This is a genomic window from Pseudomonas sp. OV546 (assembly GCF_900116845.1).
Classification (GTDB): Bacteria; Pseudomonadota; Gammaproteobacteria; order Pseudomonadales; family Pseudomonadaceae; genus Aquipseudomonas; species Aquipseudomonas petroselini.
The window spans coordinates 1-25,416 of record NZ_FPCE01000002.1 but is presented as its reverse complement, the minus strand read 5'-3'; the positions used below and the strand labels follow the sequence as shown (position 1 = coordinate 25,416).

17 protein-coding genes and 1 pseudogene are annotated in these 25,416 nt (G+C 61.2%); 8 read left to right on the top strand and 10 right to left on the bottom strand.

Annotated elements, in window-relative coordinates:
* Nucleotides 1-363: 363 nt before the first annotated feature.
* From BM403_RS05290 to BM403_RS05255, 8 genes are all read right to left on the bottom strand, one after another.
* Nucleotides 364-2,226, bottom strand: coding sequence for an NAD(P)-binding protein (locus BM403_RS05290; protein WP_093541971.1), 1,863 nt, complete (start codon nt 2,224-2,226; stop codon nt 364-366).
* A 100-nt stretch (nt 2,227-2,326) separates the two neighbouring features.
* Nucleotides 2,327-3,751 carry a gamma-aminobutyraldehyde dehydrogenase gene (locus tag BM403_RS05285; protein ID WP_093541969.1) on the bottom strand — a complete coding sequence of 475 codons (1,425 nt, stop codon included), beginning with the start codon at nt 3,749-3,751 and terminating at the stop codon, nt 2,327-2,329.
* A gap of 107 nt (nt 3,752-3,858) precedes the next feature.
* Nucleotides 3,859-4,668, bottom strand: a complete 810-nt coding sequence (locus BM403_RS05280; RefSeq protein ID WP_093541967.1) for an ABC transporter permease — start codon at nt 4,666-4,668, stop codon at nt 3,859-3,861.
* Nucleotides 4,658-5,587, bottom strand: coding sequence for an ABC transporter permease (locus BM403_RS05275; RefSeq protein ID WP_012722541.1), 930 nt, complete (start codon nt 5,585-5,587; stop codon nt 4,658-4,660). Before BM403_RS05275 ends, BM403_RS05280 begins: the two co-directional genes overlap by 11 nt.
* A 1-nt stretch (nt 5,588) precedes the next feature.
* A complete protein-coding gene (locus BM403_RS05270) occupies nt 5,589-6,623 on the bottom strand; it encodes an ABC transporter ATP-binding protein (RefSeq protein WP_093541965.1) in 1,035 nt (344 codons plus the stop codon).
* Between the two features lie 138 nt (nt 6,624-6,761).
* Entirely contained in the window at nt 6,762-7,913 is a 1,152-nt protein-coding gene (gene ydcS / locus BM403_RS05265; protein WP_064054931.1) for a putative ABC transporter substrate-binding protein YdcS, read from the bottom strand.
* A 73-nt stretch (nt 7,914-7,986) separates the two neighbouring features.
* Nucleotides 7,987-9,444, bottom strand: a complete 1,458-nt coding sequence (locus tag BM403_RS05260; RefSeq protein ID WP_012722544.1) for a gamma-aminobutyraldehyde dehydrogenase — start codon at nt 9,442-9,444, stop codon at nt 7,987-7,989.
* Between the two features lie 132 nt (nt 9,445-9,576).
* Entirely contained in the window at nt 9,577-10,488 is a 912-nt protein-coding gene (locus BM403_RS05255; protein WP_093541963.1) for a LysR family transcriptional regulator, read from the bottom strand.
* A gap of 168 nt (nt 10,489-10,656) precedes the next feature.
* Between BM403_RS05255 and BM403_RS05250 the strand changes: the two genes are divergently transcribed.
* Entirely contained in the window at nt 10,657-11,367 is a 711-nt protein-coding gene (locus BM403_RS05250) for a tellurite resistance TerB family protein (protein ID WP_012722546.1), read from the top strand.
* Between the two features lie 45 nt (nt 11,368-11,412).
* Here BM403_RS05250 and BM403_RS05245 read toward each other — a convergent pair whose 3' ends face one another.
* On the bottom strand, nt 11,413-15,987 hold the full coding sequence (locus tag BM403_RS05245; protein WP_139237940.1) for a glycosyltransferase: 4,575 nt from the start codon (nt 15,985-15,987) through the stop codon (nt 11,413-11,415).
* Between the two features lie 409 nt (nt 15,988-16,396).
* On the opposite strand from BM403_RS05245, the gene BM403_RS05235 reads away from it, so the two are divergent.
* Genes BM403_RS05235 through BM403_RS05205 form a run of 7 tightly spaced genes read left to right on the top strand, consistent with a single transcriptional unit; the run spans nt 16,397 to nt 24,804 of the window.
* Nucleotides 16,397-18,019, top strand: coding sequence for a methyl-accepting chemotaxis protein (locus BM403_RS05235; protein ID WP_093541957.1), 1,623 nt, complete (start codon nt 16,397-16,399; stop codon nt 18,017-18,019).
* On the top strand, nt 18,019-18,531 hold the full coding sequence (locus BM403_RS05230) for a chemotaxis protein CheW (RefSeq protein ID WP_012722549.1): 513 nt from the start codon (nt 18,019-18,021) through the stop codon (nt 18,529-18,531). Before BM403_RS05235 ends, BM403_RS05230 begins: the two co-directional genes overlap by 1 nt.
* Nucleotides 18,528-19,787, top strand: coding sequence for a CheR family methyltransferase (locus BM403_RS05225; protein ID WP_093541955.1), 1,260 nt, complete (start codon nt 18,528-18,530; stop codon nt 19,785-19,787). Before BM403_RS05230 ends, BM403_RS05225 begins: the two co-directional genes overlap by 4 nt.
* Nucleotides 19,784-20,482, top strand: a complete 699-nt coding sequence (locus BM403_RS05220) for a chemotaxis protein CheW (RefSeq protein ID WP_012722551.1) — start codon at nt 19,784-19,786, stop codon at nt 20,480-20,482. Before BM403_RS05225 ends, BM403_RS05220 begins: the two co-directional genes overlap by 4 nt.
* Entirely contained in the window at nt 20,479-22,746 is a 2,268-nt protein-coding gene (locus BM403_RS05215; protein ID WP_064054939.1) for a hybrid sensor histidine kinase/response regulator, read from the top strand. Before BM403_RS05220 ends, BM403_RS05215 begins: the two co-directional genes overlap by 4 nt.
* Nucleotides 22,743-23,753, top strand: a complete 1,011-nt coding sequence (locus BM403_RS05210; protein WP_093541953.1) for a chemotaxis response regulator protein-glutamate methylesterase — start codon at nt 22,743-22,745, stop codon at nt 23,751-23,753. Before BM403_RS05215 ends, BM403_RS05210 begins: the two co-directional genes overlap by 4 nt.
* A gap of 49 nt (nt 23,754-23,802) precedes the next feature.
* Complete coding sequence (locus BM403_RS05205; protein ID WP_012722554.1) at nt 23,803-24,804, top strand: diguanylate cyclase; 1,002 nt, start codon at nt 23,803-23,805, stop codon at nt 24,802-24,804.
* A gap of 463 nt (nt 24,805-25,267) precedes the next feature.
* Here BM403_RS05205 and BM403_RS32450 read toward each other — a convergent pair.
* Nucleotides 25,268-25,416, bottom strand: a pseudogene (locus tag BM403_RS32450) (IS481 family transposase); the annotation flags it as partial.

Below are 25,416 nucleotides of genomic sequence, written 5' to 3'. Positions count from 1 at the left end.
GAGACAACCTGTCGTGAGCAAATCCCGCGCCGTTCCTGGCACGTGCTGGATCAGAAATTACGGTTCGGACATGCCTTCGGCCAAACGCAACGGACATTAAACAGACGCCGGATAGCTTAAGCGGTTCGATGACGTAGGAAAATTGATTGATAGCGGGGTGATGGCATTGCAAATGCGACAAGACATTTCCACAAGACCTTTGCAATTGTCAGGCAGCCCTGTAGTGAGCGGGCTTGCCCCGCGCTGGGCGGCGAAGCAGCCCCAAATCCAGGCGCCGCGAAATACCTGAAGGCATGCGGTGATCCGGTTAGGGCCGCTTCGCTGCCCAGCGCGGGGCAAGCCCGCTCACTACAAGTCCTCAGTTCAGCTCACTTCACCCACTGCGCGGTAAGCCTCATCAATCGCCGCATGCGCATACGCACTCCACGCCGCGTCCGAGTTGGCGATGCTCACGTGCCCCACCGGCTTGCGCGCCAGGTTCATCCACGCTTCGCTTTCATCGGCGTCATCAAACAGGCTGTTAGAGAAGCTCGCATACCCATGTGACCAGCGGTTGACAGTGATCGCCAGAATATCGGTCTCATGGTTGAACCCTCCCGGCCCCAGCATGCGCTGCAACTGATCACGCAACTGCGCTTCCAACTGTTCGAATGTCTGCCCATACAACTTGCCCCGCCCGGCACGGGCCTGGTCGCGGGCGTTCATGCCGCTGTTGGGACTGGTGGGCACGTAGACCATGTGCAAGCCAATCGGCTGCGTCGGGTCACGCGGGTGGTCGTAGCCGCCCATGCTCACCGGGTAGTCCAGCTTGATCCGGCTGTAAGGCTGGGTCGCCGCATAAATCTCATGCACGCCGAGTGTCTGGAACGACTGCCAGTTGCGGATCACCACCTTGGTGTACACCAGCGGGTACTTCACGTTCTGGCTCAGCGCGTGGGCTTGCGGCGCCGGCAAATCCTTCAACAGATACGGAATCATCATGTTGTAGCAGGCCAGGATGCAGCGTTTGCCGCGTACCTGTGCGAGTTGTCCGCCACGGCTGTAGCCGATGTGCACGCCATCGCCGACGTTACGCACGCTGACCGCCGTGCTGTTCAGCCGCAACCGCACGGCCGCCTTGGGCTGGTCGAGCTTGGCGTAGTCAAACGCCGCCAGCACGATATCGTCCATGGTGTGCCCCGGCGCCACACCTGGGATCAGGCTGCGCACCAGCAACCGCGCCACCGACGCATTGCCATCCGGGAAGTGGTAGATGTAGGGCTCTTCCATTTCCGCCGCCGCTTCTTCGCTGATAGGCGCCAGGTCCATCCCGGCAAAGCCCGGGAAACCCACGCTGTACGCATCGGACGAGGCGACTGCATCGATGCTCAGGGCCATGAAGTCATTGGTACGGCTCTGGAAATACTTCACTGCACCTTCTGACAACCCTACGTTCTTGAGCAGGAAATCGCGGTAGCTGGTGGCCGCCAGGTAGTCGGCCTTTTCTTCGGCAGACTTGCCCGGCAGGTAGTCCTTGGGCGCCGTGTGCAGGGCGATCAGGGCCTGGCGGTCAGCCGGCGGCAATGGGAAGTCATTGATGAAATCGCTGATGGCCCGCGCATTCAGTTGGTCCGGCGCGATGTCATCGGCGACCATCGGCGTCGGGTCGCCGGTCACCAGTTTGTCTTCGCCGAAGTTTTCCTGGTCGAAAAACACCCCGCGCGACAGCCCAAGGCTTGGGTAGAACTGACGGTCAAAGGCGGTTTCGAAGCGCTTGATGTTTACCCCGAGTTTCTTCAACAGCCCGTTCACTTCCTTGCTGTACAGGTGGTTGGGCGACTGGAACGCCTCGCTGCCGCCGTAGCCGATGAGCATGCGGCCACCGGCCTGGAACTCATTGCGCTTGGCATGGCCGCCGAAGTCGTCGTGGTTTTCCAGGATCAGGATCTTCGCTTTGGGGTGCTTCTCACGGTAGAACCACGCCGCCGACAAACCGCTCAAGCCGCCGCCGACGACCACCAAGTCATAGTCCTCGGTGATCGGCAGCTTATCGGTGTCGAACACCTTCTTCTCCCAACCCATCTGGTGCGCCACTTCGAACGAGCCGACATGGCTGCCGCGCAAGCCGGTGAGGGCGGGTGGGTAGTAGCGGCCGTCGGGGGCGGCGTGCAGGATTTGCAGCGGGGTCATACCGGCGGCAATAGTGACAGCGACGCCGTTGAGGAAGTCGCGGCGGGTGATATCCATGGGGGAGAACCTGAGTTTTATTGTTATGAGAGCGGCGTTGTCGGAGCGCATTGTTATGGCGAGGGAGCAAGCGCCCTCGCCACAGTAAGCTCGCTCCTCGTCAGTGCTTGAACATCACATGGCGAACGGTGGTGTAGTCCTCCAACCCGTACATGGACATATCCTTGCCATACCCCGACAGTTTCTGACCGCCGTGGGGCATTTCGCTGACGAGCATGAAGTGGGTGTTCACCCAGGTGCAGCCGTACTGCAGGCGCGCGGCCAAGCGATGGGCGCGTCCTACGTCGGCGGTCCACACGGATGACGCCAGGCCGTAGTCCGAATCATTGGCCCAGCCCAGCACCTGCGCTTCATCGGTGAACTTGGTCACCGATACCACCGGGCCGAACACCTCGCGGCGCACGATCTCGTCGTCCTGCTGAGCGTCGGCCAGCACGGTCGGTTCAAAGAAGTAGCCATTACCTTCCACCGCCTTGCCGCCGGTGACCAGGCGAATGTGCGGCTGTGCCACGGCGCGCTCGACAAACCCGGCGACACGGTCGCGATGTTGCGCGGTAATCAAAGGGCCCAACTCGGTGGCCGGATCATCCTGCAAGCCATATTTGATGCTGGCGACCGCTGCGCCGAGCTTCTCGACAAACGCATCGTAGATCTGCGCTTGCGCGTAAATCCGGCACGCAGCGGTGCAATCCTGGCCGGCGTTGTAGAAGCCGAAAGTGCGAATGCCTTCCACGGCCGCGTCGATATCCGCGTCGTTGAAGATGATCACCGGCGCCTTGCCGCCCAGTTCCATGTGCATGCGCTTCACGCTGTCGGCGGTGCTGGAGATGATATTCGCGCCGGTGGCGATGGAGCCGGTCAGCGACACCATGCGCACTTTAGGATGAGTCACCAGCGGGTTGCCCACCGTCGGCCCACGGCCGAACACCAGGTTGAGCACGCCGGCCGGGAAGATATCCGCCGCCAGTTCGACCATCCGCAGCGCGGTCAGCGGGGTTTGTTCCGACGGCTTGAGCACCACGGTATTACCGGCGGCCAGGGCCGGGGCGATTTTCCAGGCGACCATCATCAACGGGTAATTCCACGGTGCGATGGACGCGATCACGCCCACCGGGTCGCGGCGGATCATCGAGGTGTGGCCGGGCAAATATTCACCGCCCGCCGAACCGCTCATGCAACGGTTGGCGCCGGCAAAGAAGCGGAACACGTCGGCAATCGCCGGGATTTCATCATTGAGCGCGGCGCTGTAGGGCTTGCCGCAGTTGTCCGACTCCAGCTTGGCCAACTCTTCACCGTGGGCTTCGATCGCGTCTGCCAATTTCAGCAGCAGCAGCGAGCGATCCTTGGGCGCGGTTTGCGACCAACCTTCGAACGCCGCATCGGCGGCGCGCACGGCGGCGTCGACCTGGGCTTCGCTGGCTTCCTTGATTTCTACCAGTACGCGGCCGAGGGCCGGGTTGAATACGGCTTGGGCCGGGCCTTCGCCTTCGATCAGTTGGCCGTTGATCAGTAATTTGGTTTGCATGGTTCAGCTCTCCACAAACTATTGTTATTTCCTTGAATAAACTGGCTCTAAATGTGGGAGGGGCTTGCCCCCTCCCTCATTTGAACCGTGTTCCTTCAATGGCGACGTTATTTACCGCCACTACCGGCCACGCTTTCACCGCCGCGCGTCAGGTAATAGGCACCGAGAATCGGGAACATCGTCACCAACATCACCAGCATCGCCACCACGTTGGTCACCGGCACATCCCGTGGGCGGCTTAACTGGTTGAGCAGCCACCGCGGCAAGGTGCGCTCGTGGCCGGCGGTGAAGGTGGTGACGATGATTTCGTCGAACGACAGCGCAAAGGCGAGCATGCCGCCGGCCAGCAGCGCCGAGCCCAGATTGGGCATGATGATGTAGCGGAAGGTCTGCCAGCCGTCGGCGCCCAGGTCCATCGAGGCTTCGATCAGGCTGTGGGACGTGCGGCGCAAACGCGCGATGACGTTGTTGTAGACGATCACCACGCAAAAGGTCGCGTGGCCGACGATGATGGTGAACATCCCCGGCTCGATGCCCAGTGTCTTGAAGGTCGCCAGCAGCGCGATACCGGTGATGATCCCCGGCAGTGCAATCGGCAGGATCAGCATCAACGACACGCCTTGCTTGCCGAAGAACTCGCGGCGATACAGCGCAGCCGAAGCCAGGGTGCCGAGCACCATGGCGATCAGGGTGGCGATGGCCGCAATCTGCAACGACAGCTTGATCGCTTCCAGCACGTCCGGCCGGGCGAAGGCCACGCTGAACCACTTCAGGGTGAAGCCCTGGGGCGGAAAGCTGAACGCGGCTTCTTCGGTGTTGAAGGCGTAGAGGAAGATGATCAGGATCGGGAAATGGAGAAAAACCAGTCCACCCCACGCTGCGATCTTCAGGCCCATAGACGATTTTTCAGAGTGCATCGAAGGCCCCCAGGCGTTTGACGATGGACAGGTAAACCGCGATCAGCACGATCGGCACCAGGGTGAACGCCGCGGCCATGGGCATATTGCCGATGGCGCCTTGCTGCGCGTACACCATGCCGCCGACGAAGTAACCCGGCGGGCCGACCAGTTGCGGCACGATGAAGTCGCCCAGGGTCAGCGAGAACGTGAAGATCGAACCGGCGGCAATCCCCGGCACCGACAGCGGCAGAATCACCTGCATAAAGGTCTGGCGTGGCTTGGCGCCCAAATCCGCCGAGGCTTGCAGCAACGAGGGCGGCAAGCGTTCCAGGGAGGCCTGGATCGGCAAGATCATGAACGGCAGCCAGATATAGACGAACACCATGAAGCGCCCCAGGTGCGAGGTGCTCAAGGTGCTGCCGCCCACGCCGGGAATGCCCAGCACGAACTGCAACACCGGCTCCAGCCCCAGGTGTTGCACGAACCACTGCGCCACGCCGCCCTTGGCCAGCAGCAAGGTCCAGGCATAGGCCTTGACGATGTAGCTGGCCCACATCGGCATCATCACCGCGATATAGAAGAACGCCTTGGTCTTGCCCGTGGTGTAGCGCGCCATGTAGTAGGCGATGGGGAAGGCGACGATGGCGCTGGCGATCGACACCACAATCGCCATGCTCAAGGTGCGCACGATGATGTCGAAGTTCGACGGCTGGAACAGCGCGGCGAAGTTGGCCAGGGTCAAGTCCGGCGTGACCGCCATGGTGAAGTCGTCGAAGGTATAGAAACCTTGCCACAGCAGGGTCAGCAGCGAGCCGAGGTAGATGGCACCGAACCAGATCAGCGGCGGCACCAGCAGCATCGCCAGGTAGAGGTTGGGCTTGCGGTACAGCAGGTTGGAAAACCTGCGCATCGGCGGGTGGGAAAGGGCCAGGCTCATGTCACACCTCGCCTGCGCTGTCGGTCAGCGGGGTCATGGCTTCCCGCGCCCAACGGGCGGTGATGGACTGGCCGACCTGATGGCCGCTGCTGATGTCCAGCCACTGATTGTTGGCCTGGCTGATGTTCAACGCCTGGCCGTTCTCCAGCTTCAGTTCATAGCGGGTGGCGCTGCCCTGGTATTGAATATCGTGGAGCAGACCGCTGATTTCTAGCTCGCCGGCGCCCAGCGGGCCGTCGGCAAAGCGCACGTGTTCCGGGCGGATCGAGAACGGCTGCGCGCTGCCGCTGAGGCGCTGGGCCAGCTCGCCGCGAATCACGTTGGAGGTGCCGACGAACTCGGCTACGAACGCGGTGGCCGGTTTCATGTAGAGGTTGCGCGGGGTGTCGACTTGCTCGATGCGACCTTTGTTGAACACCGCCACACGGTCGGACATCGACAGGGCTTCGGTCTGGTCGTGGGTCACGAAGATAAACGTGATGCCCAGCTGGCGCTGCAGCTTCTTCAGCTCGCTTTGCATCTGCTCGCGCAACTTGAGGTCAAGGGCGCCCAGTGGTTCATCCAGCAGTAATACTCGCGGGCGATTGACCAGTGCGCGAGCCAGGGCCACCCGTTGGCGTTGGCCGCCGGAGAGCTGCACCGGCTTGCGGTCGCCGTAGCCGCCGAGGGCGACCATGGCCAGGGCTTCCTCGGCACGGTTCAGGCGTTCGGCCTTGCCGACGCCCTTGACCTTGAGGCCGTAGGCGACGTTGTCGCGCACATTCATATGGGGGAACAGCGCGTAATCCTGGAACACGGTGTTTACGTCACGCTGATACGGCGGCAAGCCGGCGGCTTCCTCGCCATGAATGCGGATCGAGCCTGCGCTCGGCTGCTCGAACCCGGCGATCAGGCGCAGGCAGGTGGTCTTGCCTGAGCCGGAAGGGCCGAGCATGGAAAAGAACTCGCCGTCCTGGATATCGATGGAAACCCGGTCAACGGCTTTCACTTCGCCGAACTGACGGGAAACGTGGGTGAATTGGACTGCAAGCGTCATGGTGCGGTGCTCCGAAAAGGCGCGGGTCGTCGCAGCGGCCCGGCCTGGACTTCTGAAAAAACAAAACATCTATGAGTGCGGTCAATGTAGGAGGGGGGTTGCCCTCTCCCACAGGGGACCTAGGTCGTTTGGAAGGCCTTACCTGCCGCCCATGATCGCGATGTAATCCTGGGTCCAGCGGCTGTACGGCACGAACTTGCCGCCTTCAGCTTGCGGGGTTTTCCAGAAGGCGATTTTTTCGAACTGGTCGAAACCATTGGTCTTGCAACCCTCGGCGCCGAGCAGTTCACTTTCCTTGCAGGCCGCAGGCACGGCCGGCAACGAACCGAACCAGGCGGCGACATCGCCCTGGACCTTCGGCTGCAGCGACCAGTCCATCCACTTGTAGGCGCAGTTCGGGTGCTTGGCCTCGGTGTGCAACATCGTGGTGTCGGCCCAGCCGGTGGCGCCTTCCTTCGGAATCGTCGAAGCAATCGGCTGCTTCTCGTTCTGCAGGCCGTTGACCTGATACGGCCAAGCGCTGGAGGCCACCACGCCTTCGTTCTTGAAGTCACTCATTTGCACGGTGGTGTCGTGCCAGTAGCGGTGGATCAGCGGTTGCTGGGCGCGCAACAGATCGAGCACGGCCTTGTACTGGGTTTCGGTCAGTTCGTATGGGCTTTGAATGCCCAGTTCCGGCTTGGTCGACTTAAGGTACAGCGCCGCGTCGGCGATGTAGATCGGCCCGTCATACGCCTGCACGCGGCCTTTGTTCGGCTTGCCGTCCGGCAGGTTCTGCGCGTTGAACAGCACGTCCCAGCTGGTGGGCGCGGTCTTGAACACGTTGGTGTTGTACATCAACACGTTCGGGCCCCACTGATACGGGGTGCCATAGGTTTGCTGACCGACCACGTACCACGGCGCATCCTTCAGGCGCGGGTCGATGTTCTTCCAGTTGGGGATCAGCGCGGTGTTGATCGGCTGCACGCGCTTGCCGACGATCAGGCGCAGCGATGCGTCGCCCGACGCGGTGACCAGGTCATACCCGCCCTTGGCCATCAGGCTGACCATTTCGTCCGAGGTGGCGGCGGTTTTCACATTCACCTTGCAGCCGGTTTCCTTCTCGAAACCGCTGACCCAGTCGTAGGCCTTGTCGCTTTCGCCACGTTCTATATAGCCGGGCCAAGCGACGATATCCAACTGGCCTTCACCCGCGCCAACGGCTTTAAGCGGTTCGGCGGCCTGTAGGCTGGCGCTGGCCAGCAGCGCTGTGGTCAGGGCACTGAGCAGTGCGGTCTTGTGCGCAGACATGGGGGTTCCCTCTTCTTTAATTATGGTCGGGGCAGTTGTGTGCAACCGGTAACGCAAGAGCTTAGTTGTTGTTTTAAAGATGTTGGCCGTGGCGCGCCATGATGTGCCGTACCACGCTGTAGTCCTGCAGCGAATCGCTGGACAGGTCTTTCCCGTACCCCGAGCGTTTCAAGCCGCCGTGGGGCATTTCGCTGACCAGCATGAAATGGCTGTTGATCCAGGTGCAGCCGTATTGCAGGCGCGCGGCCACTTGCATGGCCTTGTCGAGGTTCTGGGTCCACACCGACGAGGCCAGGCCGTATTCGGAGTCGTTGGCCCAGTCCACCGCCTGTTCCAACTCGTCGAAGCGCGTCACCGTGACGACCGGGCCGAAGACTTCGCGCTGCACGATTTCGTCGTTCTGTTTGCAGCCGGCGAGCAGGGTAGGTTGGTAATAGAAGCCCGCACCGGAATGCACGGCGGCGCCGGTGATGCGTTCGATATGCGGCTGGCCGAGGGCCCGTTCGACAAAACTGGCGACGCGGTCGCGCTGGCGCGTACTGATCAGCGGGCCGAGTTCGTTATCGGCATCGCGTTTGCCGGCAAAGCGCAGGCTGCTCACGGCCGCGCCCAGTTCGGCGACCAGTTTGTCGTGGATTCCGGCCTGGGCGTAGATGCGGCACGCGGCGGTGCAATCCTGGCCGGCGTTGTAGTACCCATAGGCGCGCACGCCCTCGACCACGGCTTGCAGGTCGGCATCGTTGCATACGATCACGGGGGCTTTGCCGCCGAGTTCCAAGTGCGTGCGTTTTAGGGTTTTGGCGGCGGCCTGCAGGATCTTCTGCCCGGTGACGATATCGCCGGTCAGCGACACCATGCGCACCTTGGGGTGGCTGACCAGATGGCTGCCAACACCTTCGCCGCCGCCACACAGAATGTTGATCACGCCGCGCGGCAGCAGATCTTTAAGCACCGGGGCGAGGGCCAGGATCGACAGCGGCGTGTGTTCCGACGGCTTGAACACCAAGGTGTTACCGGCAGCCAGGGCCGGGGCGATCTTCCACGCGGCCATCATCAGCGGGTAATTCCACGGCGCGATGGAGGCCACCACACCAATCGGATCGCGGCGCACCATGCTGGTGTAGCCCGGCAGGTACTCGCCGCTCAGTTGCCCGGTCTGGCAGCGCACGGCCCCGGCGAAGAAGCGGAACACATCGACGGTGGCGCTCAGGTCATCCTGGCGCGCCAGGTGCAACGGCTTGCCGCAATTCAGTGATTCCAGGCGGGCCAGGTAGTCGGCTTGTTTTTCGATGGCGTCGGCGATGCCCAGCAGGATGTTCGAGCGTTGCTGCGGCGTGGTCCGTGACCAACCGGCAAAGGCGCGGTGGGCGGCGAGGATTGCGCTTTCGACCTGCTCGGTACTGGCTTCGGCGATCTGGGTGAGCACTTCACCGGTGGCCGGGTTGAGGATCGGCTCGGCAAAACCCTGGCCCTGGACCAGTTCGCCGTCGATCAGCAACGCAGTGAGCAGCGGGGTGGGCGCGCCGGACATTTTTCGCGATCTCTTTTCTTGTGTGGCCATGGGCGTTCTCTTACAAGGCGCCCGGCGTTCTCTTATGGATTAGCTGAGAGTAGAGGCCAGGCGCGAGGTCAACAAATACTAAATACTGAATGCAGCATTCGATTAAATAGATGGCTTGCGCGGGTGCGGCTGTTCGCGGGCCACGGTCAGGAAGGGGTCGACCAGCGCCGGACGCGCGGTGCCACGGCGCCAGGCCAGGCCCACGTCGAGGGTCTGGCTGAGGTCGGCAATCGACCGCGCTTCAATAATGTCGCCTTCCAGGGACCAGGGCCGGTAGGTCATGTCCGGCTGAATCGACACGCCGAGACCCGCCGCCACCAGGCTTCGCACCGCTTCGGTCGACGCGGTGCGCAAGGTCACCCGAGGTTGCAACCCGGCTCCAGCCCATAGGCGTTGGGCGTTGTGGCCCATTTCATCGACATTCAGCTGGATCAACGGCTCACGCGCCACATCGGCCAGGTTGATGCTGTCGTGTTCCAGCAATGGGTGTTGCGCCGGCAGCCACAAACGGTGGGGCGAGTGGGTCAACACTTCGGTCTGCAGCGCGTGGCGGTCCTCGAGATTGGAGAGGATCAGCACGCCAACGTCGATCTCGCCGCTGACCAGTAAATGCTCGATATACGGACGTTCGTCCTCCATCACGCGGATTTCCACGTTGGGGTAGGCGCGTTGGAAGCGCGTCAGCAGATCGGCCAGATAATAACCGGCCACCAGGCTGGTCACGCCGATGATTAACTGGCCCGCCACTTGGTCGGTGCTCTGTTGCAGGCTGCGCTTGGCGTTATCGACGGTGGCGAGGATCAGGTGCGCCTGGCGCAGGAATTGATGGCCCTGGTGGGTGAGGGTCATGCCCTTGGCATGCCGGTTGAACAGGTTGACGCCGATTTCCTGTTCCAGTTGCTGGATGGCGAGGGTCAGTGTCGACTGGGAAATAAACGCGGTCTGCGCGGCGGCGGAGATCGAGCCGGTCTCGGCCACGGCGATAAAGTGCCGGATTTGACGCAAGGTCATCATGCTGGAATTACCAGTGAGGTGTTTTTATAGATTCACTCGAGTGTATATCGGTTTTTGCGAAGGGCGCCCGCGTTACATCTGGAAGCAATCTAGATCGAGGCTTTTTGGCACTTAGTTTTACGCTGGGGGCCTATTGGTCCTATGAACCCAAGTGTCTGGAGGCTACGAATGAATACCCGTGGATTGCTCGATCAACTGCTCAAGTCTGGCCAGGACATGTTGCAAAACAAGGCTGGCGGCCAACGCAAGCAGGATGACAAAGGCGCTCTCGGCGGTTTGCTGGGCGGTGGCGGGCTGGGGAGTTTGCTCGGTGGAGCGGGTGGCGGCGCCCTGGCGGCCGGCGCCATGGGCTTGCTGATGGGCAACAAGAAGGCGCGCAAATTTGGCGGCAAGGCCCTGACTTACGGCGGCTTGGCGGCCTTGGGGGTGATTGCCTATAAAGCCTATGGCAACTGGCAGGCCAATCAAGCCAATGCGCCGCAGGGCGAACCGCAGACTATCGACCGCCTGCCACCGGCCCAGGTCGAGCAACACAGCCAGGGCATTCTCAAGGCGCTGGTCGCCGCCGCCAAGGCCGACGGCCATGTGGATGCGCGCGAACGCGAGCTGATCGAAGGCGAGTTCACCAAGCTGGATAACGACCGCGAGCTGCAAAGCTGGCTGCACGCTGAACTGAACAAGCCCTTGGACCCGGCCGATGTAGCACGGGCGGCCAGTACCCCGGAGATGGCGGCTGAGATGTACATCGCCAGTGTGATGCTGGTGGATGAGGAGAACTTTATGGAGAAAGCGTACCTGGATGAGCTGGCACGCCAACTGAAACTTGAGCCTGGTTTGAAGCAGGAGCTGGAAAAACAGGTTCGTCAGGCGACAGAGTGATGACCGTCCCCATGGCTGGGAACGATCAGGGTCGTGTTCTCGGTATCAGCTGACTCTGTCGACCATAGAGTGGCCGCCGCCTATGTCTATTTCAAAACGGCGATGGAAGGGTAGGTAATAGTCAATGGCGGACTGCTCTGCGAGTGCATCCGCCCTCGGTAAAATGATGCCGGCTCGCGCGTTGTTACCGATCGTTTCGCTGAGCCCGTAGTAGTCGGGCCGGCTTTTCTTCAAGACATCGTTAAAGACGTCAGGCCCCGTTACTTCAAATATCTTGCTCTCATACTCATTGAATTCCCGTATGGCCTCAGGGCTGGGATTTTCCCTCTCAAGGTAAGGTCGGTGTGTGTCCAGCCAGGGTTTGTTTTCCCGGAATCGTTTGTAGGATTCCTCACTGATCTCTTTCAGGACCCGGTTGTTGGGATGGCTGGCGAACACGTTAGTGTTGTAGCCCGAGAACGAGAGTTCGGAATGCTTCACATGGGAGTTGAGCAATAGGTCATCGGTACCTGCTTTGAGCTCGATATCTCCAATCTGCTTGGTGATCAAGTCATCACTGTCCAGGTAGATGCCGCCCCGGTGGTTGATCAGCGGATAGCGCAGAGCATCTGAAGCCGCCGCGTAATTGTGTGTTTTGCCCTGACGAAAATACTGGTACATCTCACCGGCTTGCGTGGTCTTGAACTCTTGGAAGAAAGGATCTTCATTCAGATTTCGCACTTCCAGGTTGGGCGTTTTTTTGTCCAGGGCCGCTTTGATCGATGCAAACTTTTCCGGGCTGTCTGCGTCGACATGGACCACTGATTGGAAACCGGGTGTCTTACGTGCATTCTCCAGCATCAGGCTGAGCCGATCATCCGGAATCATGGCGCCAGCCCATATGTAATTGATTTCCTTCTTGATCGGCGTAACGGCCGTGGGAACGGGGGCAAGGGCTGCGTGAACTGTTTCAAAGGTGGTTGGCTTGGGCAGTGTCGCCTTGACCCGCAAGAACTCGTCCAGGCTGCCACTTTTCCACTCGTAGGGGCCTGTTCGCCAAAAAGGGGCGCCCAGGGTTTTACCGTCGCCTAGCTTGCGCCAAACGTCATTGGCTACATCAAACTCTACTAAAACGCAAAAATTGGCATAAAGCCTTGTCTTGCCATCATCACTAAGTACGCGGTTGACTTCGTCCATTGGGACTTCATAGCTTTTATAAGGCATTCCCTCGACACCGCCCGGCAGCCCCAGGCGTTGCCATTGATCGGCGCCGGTTTTGTTTAATATGAATTCAGTTTGTCGGTAGGTCTTGGGGTTGATGACACGAACCTGCACCGAACTCATGGGGCTACCGCCCGAAGCTTCTCGAACCTGATAGACAGAAGCCTTGCCAGACTTGTCGACGTGGCGGATGTATTGACTCTGGCCATCGAGGCTGTGGTAAACCCCTTGGCTATCCGGGCTCAGGCCGACGAGGCGCGAGGGTGAAACGGTATATTTTTCGACCACTGCGAGTTCACCCGGCAGGCCGGGTGGATGCTTCAACTTGAACGCGCGAGCAGCCGTTGAAAGCATTTGGCGCGTGCCTTGACCCAAACCCTCGGCCAGCGCGCCAAGGCCGTCCGCTGGGTTAAGAGCGCCGACTGCCGCGGCGCCGATTATTTTGGCCCCGGTGAACAGTTTTGTTCCGAGTTTTCCAGTGAGCTTGGTCGCCTGGCTGACCGCCTTGCCCACCGGAATAACAAAACCCAGCAGGTCCAGAGCGAAGTCCCCAACGGCCCCCCATACATCGCCTTTTACTGCCTTTTCAATACCGCTTTTCAGGGGCAGGAAGTCCATGACGGCGCCCAGTTCATCCACCAACTGTTTTTCTTGCTCTTCAACAGCATTGGTTCCACTGGCGTAGGCCTTGAGCGCGTCGCGGCCATAGAGGATAAACTTTTCGATCTCGTTGGCCAGGTGTTGCTCACGCTCACTGGCCCATGGCGCTGTAGGCGAACGGTCTTGCCCGGTCTTTTCTCCCCATGCCTTTGGAAAAGAAAAAGGCACCGGATCAATGGAAAGGCCTGAAGACACGACCTCCTTTGGCGGCGCGCCGGTTTTGTAGGCGTCCAAGTCAATGTCGAGCGACTTGCCTTTGGCCTTTTCAAGAAAGTAATCATCCGGGTCATCGTAGCCACGTAGGGGCGTTTGATGAACGCTGCTGCCCCATAGTTGATGGTTGCGGCGAACGAGCCCCTGCATCGGCAACACTTCGTAAATCCGCACGTCACCTTTGTTTTTTACACACATCAGTAGACCGTGACGTGCTCTGGACGCGTCGACTTGAGCGGGTGTCTCAGTGTCGCCGTTGGCTTCGCGCACAGAGTGGAAGGTGATGTCGCCGACCGCGATATGTTGGCGTTCATCAAGAGGCAGTTGGGAAAACTGGTATTGCATCGCGGTGTTTATGCCTGTCCTCAATCCCTTGATGTAGGCATCGAACTGCTCATTGAAAATGGCCGTGATGTCCGGAAGGGGTCTGACCCCCGTGCGGCGGGTCGGGCTCAATACGACGCTCTGGTCAACGATACGGTCCATCTTCCCTGCCGTATAAATGTCCACCAGTGCATGCTTGGTCTCACTGCCGTCAAGGTTGACGATGGGGGTCAGCGGCTGCTCGAAGTCATAGTCGCCATATACCTTCTTCAATTCTGCGCAGGCCAATGCCCTGCGCGTAGGCAGAAAGGCGGTGAGGCCTTTATTGGCAGTGCCTAATGTTTCTAGCAATGCGTTGAATTTGTCTCGCGCAACGGTGATCTGTTCGGGCGTAAACGCATGATCGTTAGCCTTATTCAGGACGTCATTGGCGATGGCCCAATCGATGACGGCATGTGTCTGAGCCCCCGCCTCAATGCCAGCATCCTTAAGCGTGACCGGGCTTCTGTTGCCAAAACTCATGACTTGGCCAAACGTCATGTTACGGGTGGCGCCCGGCTCCAGCGCCTCAATGCGCGCGACAGCGGTGCTCAGGCTGGCCCAGGTGTGGGACCCATACACCAAGCCGCCAGGGAGGTCCTTGACCAGGAACGCAGGTGCTGCGCTGGCGAGCAATAGCTGTGCCGCCGCAGGGGCCAGGTCGTGATCGACTCGGCCTTGCTGCTTAAGATGCTCGACGAGTCGCGCTGTTATAGCGGCAGGTGACAAGCCCCGGTGAGCTGCCTGGGCCAGGTCGTAACCGGCGACGACGTTGCGTTGGGTGCCCACGGCGGGGTCCAGGTCGAGCGCCAGCGCGATCATCGCCCAGTCGCTGGCTGTGCTGGTTGACCAGGTGTCCGCGAACGCGCTTTGCAGGCGCTTACCCAGCGCCTGTGCCTGCGGACTGGCAATCAGAGCCTGCAGGCGTTGCGCGGGGCTATCAGCGGTGGTGAGATCTGGAGTTTTTTTAGCCAGGTGGTTGAGAAGGCAGGTGCCCCCCTCCAACCCATTTTGTGCCTCTTCACTGACGATGTTCTGGACGCGTTCGCGCTCGTCACGTCCGAGTTGGCGCGTGTCCGACAGCAGTCCCCAGTGCCTCGAGTTGTCAGGCGGTTGTGGTACCGGGTCTGACAGAACGGCAATAAGGTTCGACAGCTCGGCCTTGTCCTGGGGAATCATCAAGCCGTGCACATGCAAAAACGGCTCAAGCTTCAAACCGCTTTCCGGCATGCCTGGGTAAGTCTTCGCGAATACGGAATCCGGGTGGACGGGGACACGGTGCGAATCGATGTGTTCGGCCAGCGTCGTGTTTGAATTCGTTGAGGCCAGCACACTGATACGGGTGAGCGTATGGATAAGGCTTAGTCGGTTGCGTCTGTCACCCAGGTTTTGTTTCTGAAGCTCGAGGGCTTCAGGGGTGCGTGTATGGGGAGGTCTTAACCCATCCGATGGGTCGAGTGGTCGGAAACCCTGGCCTTCATTCAATTGTGCAACACGCGTTGCCACCTGGGCCTGGCTGAGGTTGTCGAGGTTTTCCCCATAGAACCGCCCGATAAGCTCAAAGGGCGCGCTGTGTACAGGTAGCATTGCGGGGTTCCTGATACTGAAGGTATCGGGCGCGATCACCTTGCCGGCGTCGAGTATGGGCCCGGCCACCGCCGCCCAGCGCGCATCGTTGTTGAGGGTAAAACTGACGACGCTCTGGTCGGCTTTTCGCCTGGCGTGTAAGGCGCCTTTGGAGGGAGTGATCTCGACAGTGCTGCTATCGAGACCCTCCGAAAGCATCCAGGCGGTGAAGTCCGGGCTATTCAACGCCTCCCGAAAGTATTGCCACCATTTTCCGAACGTTGAGTCGGGGGGAATGCCGGCAACAATCACCTCTCGTTGGCTGTCCCCGCCGCGCGCGCGTGCCAGCGCGTCGCCGTAGTAACCTGCCAGGAGCTTGTCCGGGTAACCCATCGCTAAAGCATTGCCTGCGGCGATGCTGGCTTTCGCTCTATTTGAAGGCAGCAGACTCAACGGCAACGGCGACTTTGCTGGCGTCTTGGCGGCCTCGGGCAAGGAGTTTGTGGAGGCTCTGTCGCTGCGATGCTGGCTGAATGGGTTGCCGGTGGTAGGAGGGGCGATCCGTGTGTTTGGCGGCGAGGTAATGGCTAGCGGGGTAGAGGGGGCGGAAATATTCAATGGCTATGCTCCTTGCAGGGATAGGCGCTGAAGCGCCAGGCGTGGGCAGGCAGTTCTACGCCCTCGTCGCTGTCTCGCAGAGTGCGTTTGTTTTTTCGGGTGTTTCCGAGCGGCTCCAGCCTGCGTAAAACCTGGGTGCGTGGGTTGTATCTTCTATTGTCCACTGTAAAAAAAAGAGCACGACTTGAGGTTGCTGAGGTGGGTCCCCGCCTTTCGATTTCGGATTCGACCCTTACTGATATTCAGCGAGGAGCACGTCAGTGGAGGCGGTGTTGAGGTAGGAGGGGGCGGCAATCACCCCGCGAGGATTTTTTGCCTGTCGAGCGTTCTATCCGATAACCCATTGATAAACGATGGCACTGCCTCAGCTATACTCCCCTCCATTTGAATGGCCCTTCGAGGAATTACTGTGAAGAACTGGACCTTGCGCCAACGCATCTTGGCAAGTTTTGCGGTCATTATCGCCATCATGCTGTTAATGGTCGTGGTCTCTTATTCACGGTTGCTGAAGATCGAAACCAGCCAGGAAGCCGTCCGGGACGACGCGGTGCCGGGCGTTTACCTCAGTTCGATGATCCGCAGCGCCTGGGTCGACAGCTATTTGCAGACCATCGACATCATCGGCCTGCGCGACGACAAAACCTTCACCAATACCGATAAGAACGACTACAAGTCGTTCGAAGCGCGTATTGAACAGCAGATGGCCAACTACGAAAAAACCATTCATGGCCAAGCTGACCGCATGGAGTTCGATAACTTCAAGGCGGCGCACATCAACTACAACAAAGTGCTGGCCCAGGTGCTGGAACGCGTTGAAGCCAATGACCTGTCGGGCGCGAATCAATTGCTCGAGGAGCAATTGACGCCGATCTGGACCGAAGGGCGCATGAAGCTCAACGACATCATTACTGAAAACAAGAACGTGTCTGACCGGGCGACGGCGGCGATCGACGAGGCGGTACTGTCGGCCAAGATCAGCATGGCCGTGTCGCTGCTCATCGCCATCTTGGCTGCCGGACTGTGCGGCCTGTTGCTGATGCGCGCGATCATGGCGCCGATGCAACGCATCGTCGATATCCTCGAAACCATGCGCGACGGCGACCTGAGCAAACGCCTTAACCTGGAGCGCAAGGACGAGTTCGGCGCCGTCGAAACCGGCTTTAACGACATGATGACCGAGCTCACGGCCCTGGTGTCCCAGGCCCAGCGCTCGTCGGTGCAGGTCACCACCTCGGTGACCGAAATTGCCGCCACGTCCAAGCAGCAACAGGCCACCGCGACTGAAACGGCCGCGACGACCACTGAGATCGGTGCTACGTCGCGCGAAATCGCGGCCACCTCCAAGGACTTGGTCCGCACCATGACCGAAGTGTCCACCGCCGCCGACCAGGCGTCGGTGGCTGCCGGCTCCGGCCAGCAAGGACTGGCGCGCATGGAAGAGACCATGCACTCGGTGATGGGCGCGGCCGACCTGGTCAACGCCAAGCTGGCGATCCTCAATGAGAAGGCCGGCAACATCAACCAGGTGGTGGTGACCATCGTCAAGGTGGCCGACCAGACCAACCTGCTGTCGCTCAACGCAGCCATCGAAGCGGAAAAAGCCGGCGAGTACGGTCGCGGTTTTGCCGTGGTCGCCACCGAAGTGCGGCGCCTCGCGGACCAGACCGCCGTGGCCACCTATGACATCGAGCAGATGGTGCGCGAGATCCAGTCCGCAGTGTCTGCGGGGGTGATGGGCATGGACAAGTTCTCCGAAGAAGTGCGCCGCGGCATGTTCGAAGTGCAGCAAGTGGGCGAGCAGTTGTCGCAGATCATCCACCAGGTACAGGCGCTGGCGCCGCGGGTGTTGATGGTCAACGAAGGCATGCAGGCCCAGGCCACCGGCGCCGAGCAGATCAACCACGCCCTCGTGCAACTGGGCGATGCCAGCAGCCAGACGGTGGAGTCCCTGCGCCAGGCCAGCTTTGCCATTGATGAACTGAGCCAGGTTGCGGTGGGTCTGCGCAGCGGCGTGTCGCGTTTCAAAGTCTGATGAGCGAACTCGCGGCTAAACGCGGCGCCGTCCCGGCAGCGAAAAAGGCGTTGTTCCTGGTGTTCCATATCGGTCAGGAACGCTATGCCCTCAAGGCTACCGAAGTGGCCGAAGTGCTGCCGCGCCTGCCTTTGAAACCCATTGCCCATGCACCGCTGTGGGTCGCCGGGATCTTTGCCCATCGTGGGGCGCTGGTGCCGGTCATTGACCTCAGCGCCTTGACCTTCGGCAACCCGGCCCAGGCCCGCACCAGCACGCGGCTGGTGCTGGTCAATTACCAACCCGACGCCGGGTCCCAAGCGCGTTGGCTGGGACTGATCCTGGAGCAGGCCACCGACACCCTGCGTTGCGACCCCGCCGAGTTCCAGCCCTACGGTCTGGCCAACCGCCAGGCACCCTACCTGGGGCCGGTGCGCGAAGATGCGCTGGGCCTGATGCAATGGATCGGTGTAAACGACCTGCTGACCGATGACGTGCGCGCCGTGCTGTTTTCTGCCGAGCTGAGCGTATGAGCAACGACCCGCGTTTTTTTGCCTTTCTTAAAGAGCGCATCGGCCTGGACGTCGCGTCGGTGGGCGAAGCCATCATCGAGCGCGCCGTGCGCCAGCGCAGCCAGATCGTCCAGGCACCCACGCCGGGCGAATACTGGCAGCACCTGCAAAGCTCCCAGGACGAACAGCAAGCGCTGATCGAAGCAGTGATCGTCCCCGAAACCTGGTTTTTCCGTTACCCCGAATCCTTTGCGACCCTGGCGCGCCTGGCCAAGGCCCGCCTGGTCGATATCAAGCAGATGCGCGCATTGCGCATCCTCAGCCTGCCGTGCTCCACCGGCGAAGAACCCTATTCGATTGCCATGGCGCTGCTCGATGCTGGCCTCGCGCCGCATCAGTTCAAGGTACAGGGGATGGACGTCAGCCCGCTGTCGGTGGAGCGTGCGCGACGCGGGGTGTACGGCAAGAACTCCTTTCGCGGCGGCGATATTGCCTTCCGTGACCGCCACTTCACTGAATACAGCGACGGCTTCCACATCGCCGATCGGGTGCGCGAACAAGTGCGCCTTCAAGTCGGCAACCTGCTCGACCCGGCGCTGCTGGCCAATGAGGCCGCCTACGACTTCGTGTTCTGCCGCAACCTGCTGATCTACTTCGACCAGCCCACCCAGAAACAAGTCTTCGATGTGCTCAAAGGCCTCACCCACGTGGACGGTGTGCTGTTTATCGGCCCGGCCGAAGGCAGCCTGCTGGGGCGCCACGGCATGCGTTCGATTGGGGTGCCGCAGTCCTTTGCGTTCAGCCGGCAGGGCTCGCCGCAGCTGCCCGAGCCAGCGTTTATACCGACGCCTGCTCCCACGCCTCCGCGCAGCACTGCGCCGATTTCAGCTAAACCACGGCCGTTCAGCACCGTCAGCGCCCACGTCTTGCCGATCAAGGCTGCGCCCTCCGATGCAGGCACCTTGCTCAGCCGGATCGCCACCCTGGCCAACGAAGGCAAAAGTGCCGAGGCCCGGGCCGCGTGTGAAGACTATTTGAACAGCCACCCGCCGGCCGCCCAGGTGTTTTACTGGCTGGGGCTGCTCAGCGACGTGGCCGGCAGTGCCCTGGAAGCCCAGGGCTATTATCGAAAAGCCTTGTACCTGGAACCCCAGCACCCGCAGGCCTTGATGCACTTGGCCGCGTTGCTCGAGTCCCGGGGCGACAGTGCGGGGGCGCGCCGTCTGCAGGCGCGAGCCGCCCGTAGCGAGCGAGCCGACAGTGAGTCCAAACCATGAGTAACACCGAGGCGCTCGACACCACCGGCCTGGACCTGACCCTGGCCGACACTCAAGCCATCGACGACTGCTGGAACCGCATCGGCATCCATGGCGATAAGTCCTGCCCACTACTGGCTGACCATATCCATTGCCGCAACTGCTCGGTGTATTCCGCCGCCGCCACGCGTCTGCTGGACCGCTACGCCTTGCAGCAGGACGACCGACGCCCGCAGGCGGCCGAAGTCGACACGGAGGTGGTCACCCGTTCGCTCTTGATGTTCCGCCTCGGCGAAGAATGGCTGGGCATCGCTACACGCTGCCTGGTGGAAGTCGCGCCGTTGCAACCGATCCATTCCCTGCCGCATCAACGTTCCCGCGCCTTGCTCGGCGTGGCCAACGTGCGCGGCGCGCTGGTGGCGTGCTTGTCGCTGGTGGAACTGCTGGGCCTGGACGCCACCAGCAGCGGCGCCACCGGCGGGCGCATCATGCCGCGCATGTTGATCATTGCCGCCCAGGATGGCCCGGTGGTGGTGCCGGTGGATGAAGTCGACGGCATCCATGCCATCGATGAGCGCACCTTGAAGGCCGCATCGGCGTCCGGCACCCAGGCCAGCGCGCGCTTTACCCAGGGTGTATTGCCGTGGAAAGGCCGCAGCCTGCGCTGGCTGGACGAGGCGCAATTGTTGTCCGCCGTGACCCGGAGCCTCTCATGACCCCCGACCAGATGCGTGATGCCTCGCTGCTGGAATTGTTCAGCCTGGAAGCCGATGCGCAGACCCAGGTGTTGAGCGCGGGCCTGCTCGCCCTGGAACGCAACCCGACCCAGGCGGACCAGCTCGAAGCCTGCATGCGCGCGGCGCACTCGCTCAAGGGCGCCGCGCGCATCGTTGGGGTGGATGCCGGGGTCAGCGTGTCCCACGTCATGGAGGATTGCCTGGTCAGCGCCCAGGAAAACCGCCTGTACCTGCAACCCGAACATATCGATGCGCTGCTGCAGGGCACTGATCTGCTGATGCGCATCGCCACGCCAGGCAATGACGTCGGGCCGGCGGATGTCGAGGCCTACGTCGCGTTGATGGAGCGTCTGCTGGATCCGTCCCAGGCGCCTGTCAACGTCGCGCCGCCGCCGGAGCCAGCGCCCGTCGTCGAAGAACTGCCGCCGGAACCCGAACCCGCGCCGCCGGTGACCAGCGAGCCGCCGCGTCAAGGCAAGCGCATGACCGAAGGCGGCGAACGCGTACTGCGCGTCACCGCCGAGCGCTTGAACAGCCTGCTGGACCTGTCGAGCAAATCCCTGGTGGAAACCCAGCGGCTCAAGCCGTACCTGGCCAGCCTGCAACGCCTCAAGCGCATTCAAAGCCAGGGGATACGGGCGCTGGATACGCTGGACGGGCAACTCAAGACCCAGGTCCTGAGCCTCGAGGCCCAGGAAGCCCTGGCCGACACGCGCCGTTTGTTGAGCGAAGCCCAGGCCTTGCTGGCGGAAAAGCACGCCGAGCTGGACGAGTTCGGCTGGCAGGCCGGGCAGCGCGCCCAAGTGTTGTATGACACTGCACTGGCCTGCCGCATGCGCCCGTTTGCCGATGTATTGGCTGGGCAAGTGCGCATGGTGCGCGACCTCGGCCGCAGCCTCGGCAAGCAAGTGCGCCTGGAGATCGAGGGCGAAAAGACCCAGGTCGACCGTGACGTACTGGAAAAACTTGAGGCGCCGCTCACCCATTTGTTGCGCAATGCCGTCGACCACGGCATCGAAATGCCTGAGCAACGCCTGCTGGCGGGCAAGCCGGCTGAAGGCTTGATCCGCCTGCGTGCCTCCCATCAGGCCGGTTTGCTGGTGCTGGAGCTCAGTGATGACGGCAATGGCGTCGACCTGGAGCGGCTGCGCGGCACCATCGTCGATCGGCACCTGTCACCGGTCGAAACCGCCCTGCGCCTGAGCGAAGAAGAGTTGCTGACGTTCCTGTTCCTGCCGGGGTTCAGCCTGCGTGACACGGTCACCGAAGTGTCCGGGCGCGGCGTGGGCCTGGACGCGGTGCAGCACATGGTCCGCCAACTGCGCGGCGCGGTGGTGCTGGAGCAGACGGCGGGGCAGGGCAGTCGTTTCCACCTTGAGGTGCCGTTGACCCTGTCGGTGGTACGCAGCCTGGTGGTGGAAGTCGGTGAGGAAGCCTATGCGTTCCCGCTGGCGCATATCGAACGCATGTGTGACCTCGCGCCCGATGACATCGTGCAACTGGAAGGTCGCCAGCATTTCTGGCACGAGGGCCGGCATGTTGGCCTGGTCGCCGCCAGCCAGTTGTTGCAGCGCCCGGCGGGGCAGAGTCCGTCAGAAACGCTGAAAGTGGTGGTGATCCGCGAGCGCGATACGGTGTACGGGATTGCCGTGGAGCGCTTTATCGGTGAGCGTACGCTGGTGGTGTTGCCGCTCGATGATCGCCTGGGCAAGGTCCAGGATATTTCCGCCGGTGCCTTGCTGGATGATGGCTCGGTGGTGTTGATCGTCGACGTTGAAGACATGTTGCGTTCGGTGGACAAACTGCTGAACACCGGCCGATTGGAACGTATTGCGCGGCGCAGCCAACAAACCACCGAGGCACCGCGTAAGCGCGTGCTGGTGGTCGATGACTCGCTGACCGTGCGTGAGCTGCAACGCAAATTGCTCCTTAATCGTGGTTATGAAGTGGCCGTGGCGGTCGATGGCATGGACGGCTGGAACGCCTTGCGCTCCGAAGACTTTGACCTGTTGATCACTGATATTGATATGCCCCGCATGGACGGTATTGAATTGGTCACACTCTTGCGCCGTGACAGTCGCCTGCAATCGTTGCCGGTGATGGTGGTGTCCTACAAAGATCGCGAAGAAGACCGACGTCGAGGACTCGACGCCGGTGCGGACTATTATTTAGCCAAAGCCAGTTTCCACGATGACGCCCTGCTGGACGCCGTGGTGGAACTGATCGGAGGCGCACGGGCATGAGGATTGCGATCGTCAATGACATGCCCCTGGCAGTGGAGGCCTTGCGCCGCGCCTTGAGCTTCGAGCCTGCGCACCAAGTGGTGTGGGTGGCCAGCAATGGGCTGGAAGCGGTGCAACGCTGCGCCGAACTGACGCCGGACCTGATCCTGATGGACCTGATCATGCCGGTGATGGACGGCGTGGAAGCCACTCGCCAGATCATGGCCGAGACGCCGTGCGCCATCGTTATCGTGACCGTCGACCGCCAGGCCAACGTGAGCCGGGTGTTCGAGGCCATGGGCCACGGCGCCCTGGACGTGGTGGACACCCCGCCCCTCGGCGTGGGCAACCCCAAGGATGCGGCGGCGCCGTTGCTGCGCAAGATCCTCAATATCGGCTGGCTGATCGGCCAGCGCGGCACCCGCGTGCGCGCCGAAACCGTGCCGGCGCGCGCATCCGGCAAACGTCAAAGCCTGGTGGCTATCGGCTCCTCGGCGGGTGGTCCGGCTGCCCTGGAAATCCTGCTCAAGGGTTTACCTCGCGACTTTCCAGCCGCCATCGTGCTGGTGCAGCATGTGGACCAAGTGTTCGCGGCGGGCATGGCCGAGTGGCTGAGCAGCGCCTCGGGCCTGCCGGTACGCCTGGCCCGCGAAGGCGAGCCGCCGCAAAGCGGCGTGGTGCTGCTGGCCGGCACCAACCACCACATTCGTTTATTGAAGAATGGCACGCTAGCCTATACGGCAGAGCCGGTGAACGAAATTTACCGGCCATCGATCGATGTGTTTTTCGAAAGCGTGGCCAGCCACTGGAATGGCGATGCCGTCGGTGTGCTGCTGACCGGCATGGGGCGCGACGGGGCCCAGGGCCTCAAATTGCTACGTGAACAAGGTTATTTGACCATCGCCCAGGATCAGCAAAGCTCGGCGGTGTATGGCATGCCCAAAGCGGCGGCGGCGATTGATGCTGCTGTTGAAATTCGCCCACTGGATAGAATTGCGCCCCGGTTGCTGGAGGTCTTTGCCAAATGAACATGACCTCTCGCGGCTGGCTTGCAGGCAGTAATTCAGGTGACTGCACATGAATGATTTACAGATCGACGACATCAAGACCGACGAAAACGCCGCCATGGTGTTGCTGGTCGACGACCAGGCCATGATCGGTGAAGCCGTGCGGCGTGGCCTGGCCCATGAAGAAAATATCGACTTCCACTTCTGCGCCGACCCACACCAGGCGATTGCCCAGGCGATCCGTATCAAGCCGACCGTTATCCTGCAGGATCTGGTGATGCCAGGTCTGGACGGCCTGACACTGGTGCGCGAGTACCGCAACCACCCGGCCACGCAGAACATCCCGATCATCGTGCTTTCCACCAAGGAAGACCCGCTGATCAAGAGCGCAGCGTTCTCGGCCGGGGCCAATGATTACTTGGTCAAGCTGCCGGATAACATCGAACTGGTTGCACGCATTCGCTATCACTCGCGCTCGTACATGACCCTGTTGCAACGGGATGCGGCTTATCGCGCGTTGCGGGTCAGCCAGCAACAACTGTTGGACACCAACCTGGTGCTGCAGCGGCTGATGAACTCCGATGGCCTCACGGGGCTGTCCAACCGTCGCCATTTCGACGAGTACCTGGAACTGGAATGGCGCCGTGCCATGCGTGATCAGACTCAGCTGTCGTTGTTGATGATTGATGTGGATTTCTTCAAGACCTACAACGATAGCTTTGGGCATGTCGAAGGTGACGAGGCTTTGCGCAAGGTTGCGGCGACCATTCGTGAGGCCAGCAGTCGGCCTTCGGATTTGCCGGCGCGCTATGGGGGGGAGGAGTTTGCCCTGGTGCTGCCTAATACCTCGCCGGGCGGGGCGCGGTTGGTGGCTGAGAAGCTGCGGATGGCGGTTGCCGCGCTGAAAATTCCGCACATTGCGCCGACTGAGGGGTCGAGTCTGACCATCAGTATTGGGCTGTCGACCATGACGCCGCAGCAGGGGACGGATTGTCGGCAGGTGATAGTGGCGGCGGATAAGGGGTTGTATACGGCTAAGCATAATGGGCGTAATCAGGTGGGGATTGAGTAGGGCTGAGTGCTTCTGTGTACATATCCGTTGCTGCGGTCACGGCCACTAATGGTTCCGCTCTTACAGCGGGTCACTTTTTGAAAAGCGCAAAAAGTAACCAAAAACGCTTCGCCCCAACACTCGGCACCTCGCCTAGGCTCGGTGTGCCCTCACTCCGGCTTGAATCCGTGGGCCGCCGCGATGGGCCATCCTTGGCCCAGGACGGCTAACCCGGCGTCCTGCCGGGTTACCCACGGATTCAAGCCTGCGTTCGGCCAGCGTGTTTGACGGGGCGCCTCAGATCAAAAGCAAAAGCGCGGCGGCCTTAGAGCCGACCGGGGTTGGGGGTGCGTTACTGGGTTAAAAATGTGGGAGGGGGCTTGCCCCCGATGGCGGTGTGTCAGTTGATGCATCTGTGGCTGTCACACTGCCATCGGGGTGTAGAACCGTAGACATCGTTTACATCTGAAACCGGGGACATCGTTTACACATTTGAGGCTTGGACGCGGGTCATACCCCGTCCAAGCCTCCCCAAGGAATAATCACACAGGTACAAATCCCAGACATCATCCTCAGCTTCTTTGAGCCCTATCCTTTCCCCGGATAATGCCTCGCTGACAAATACCAACTTGC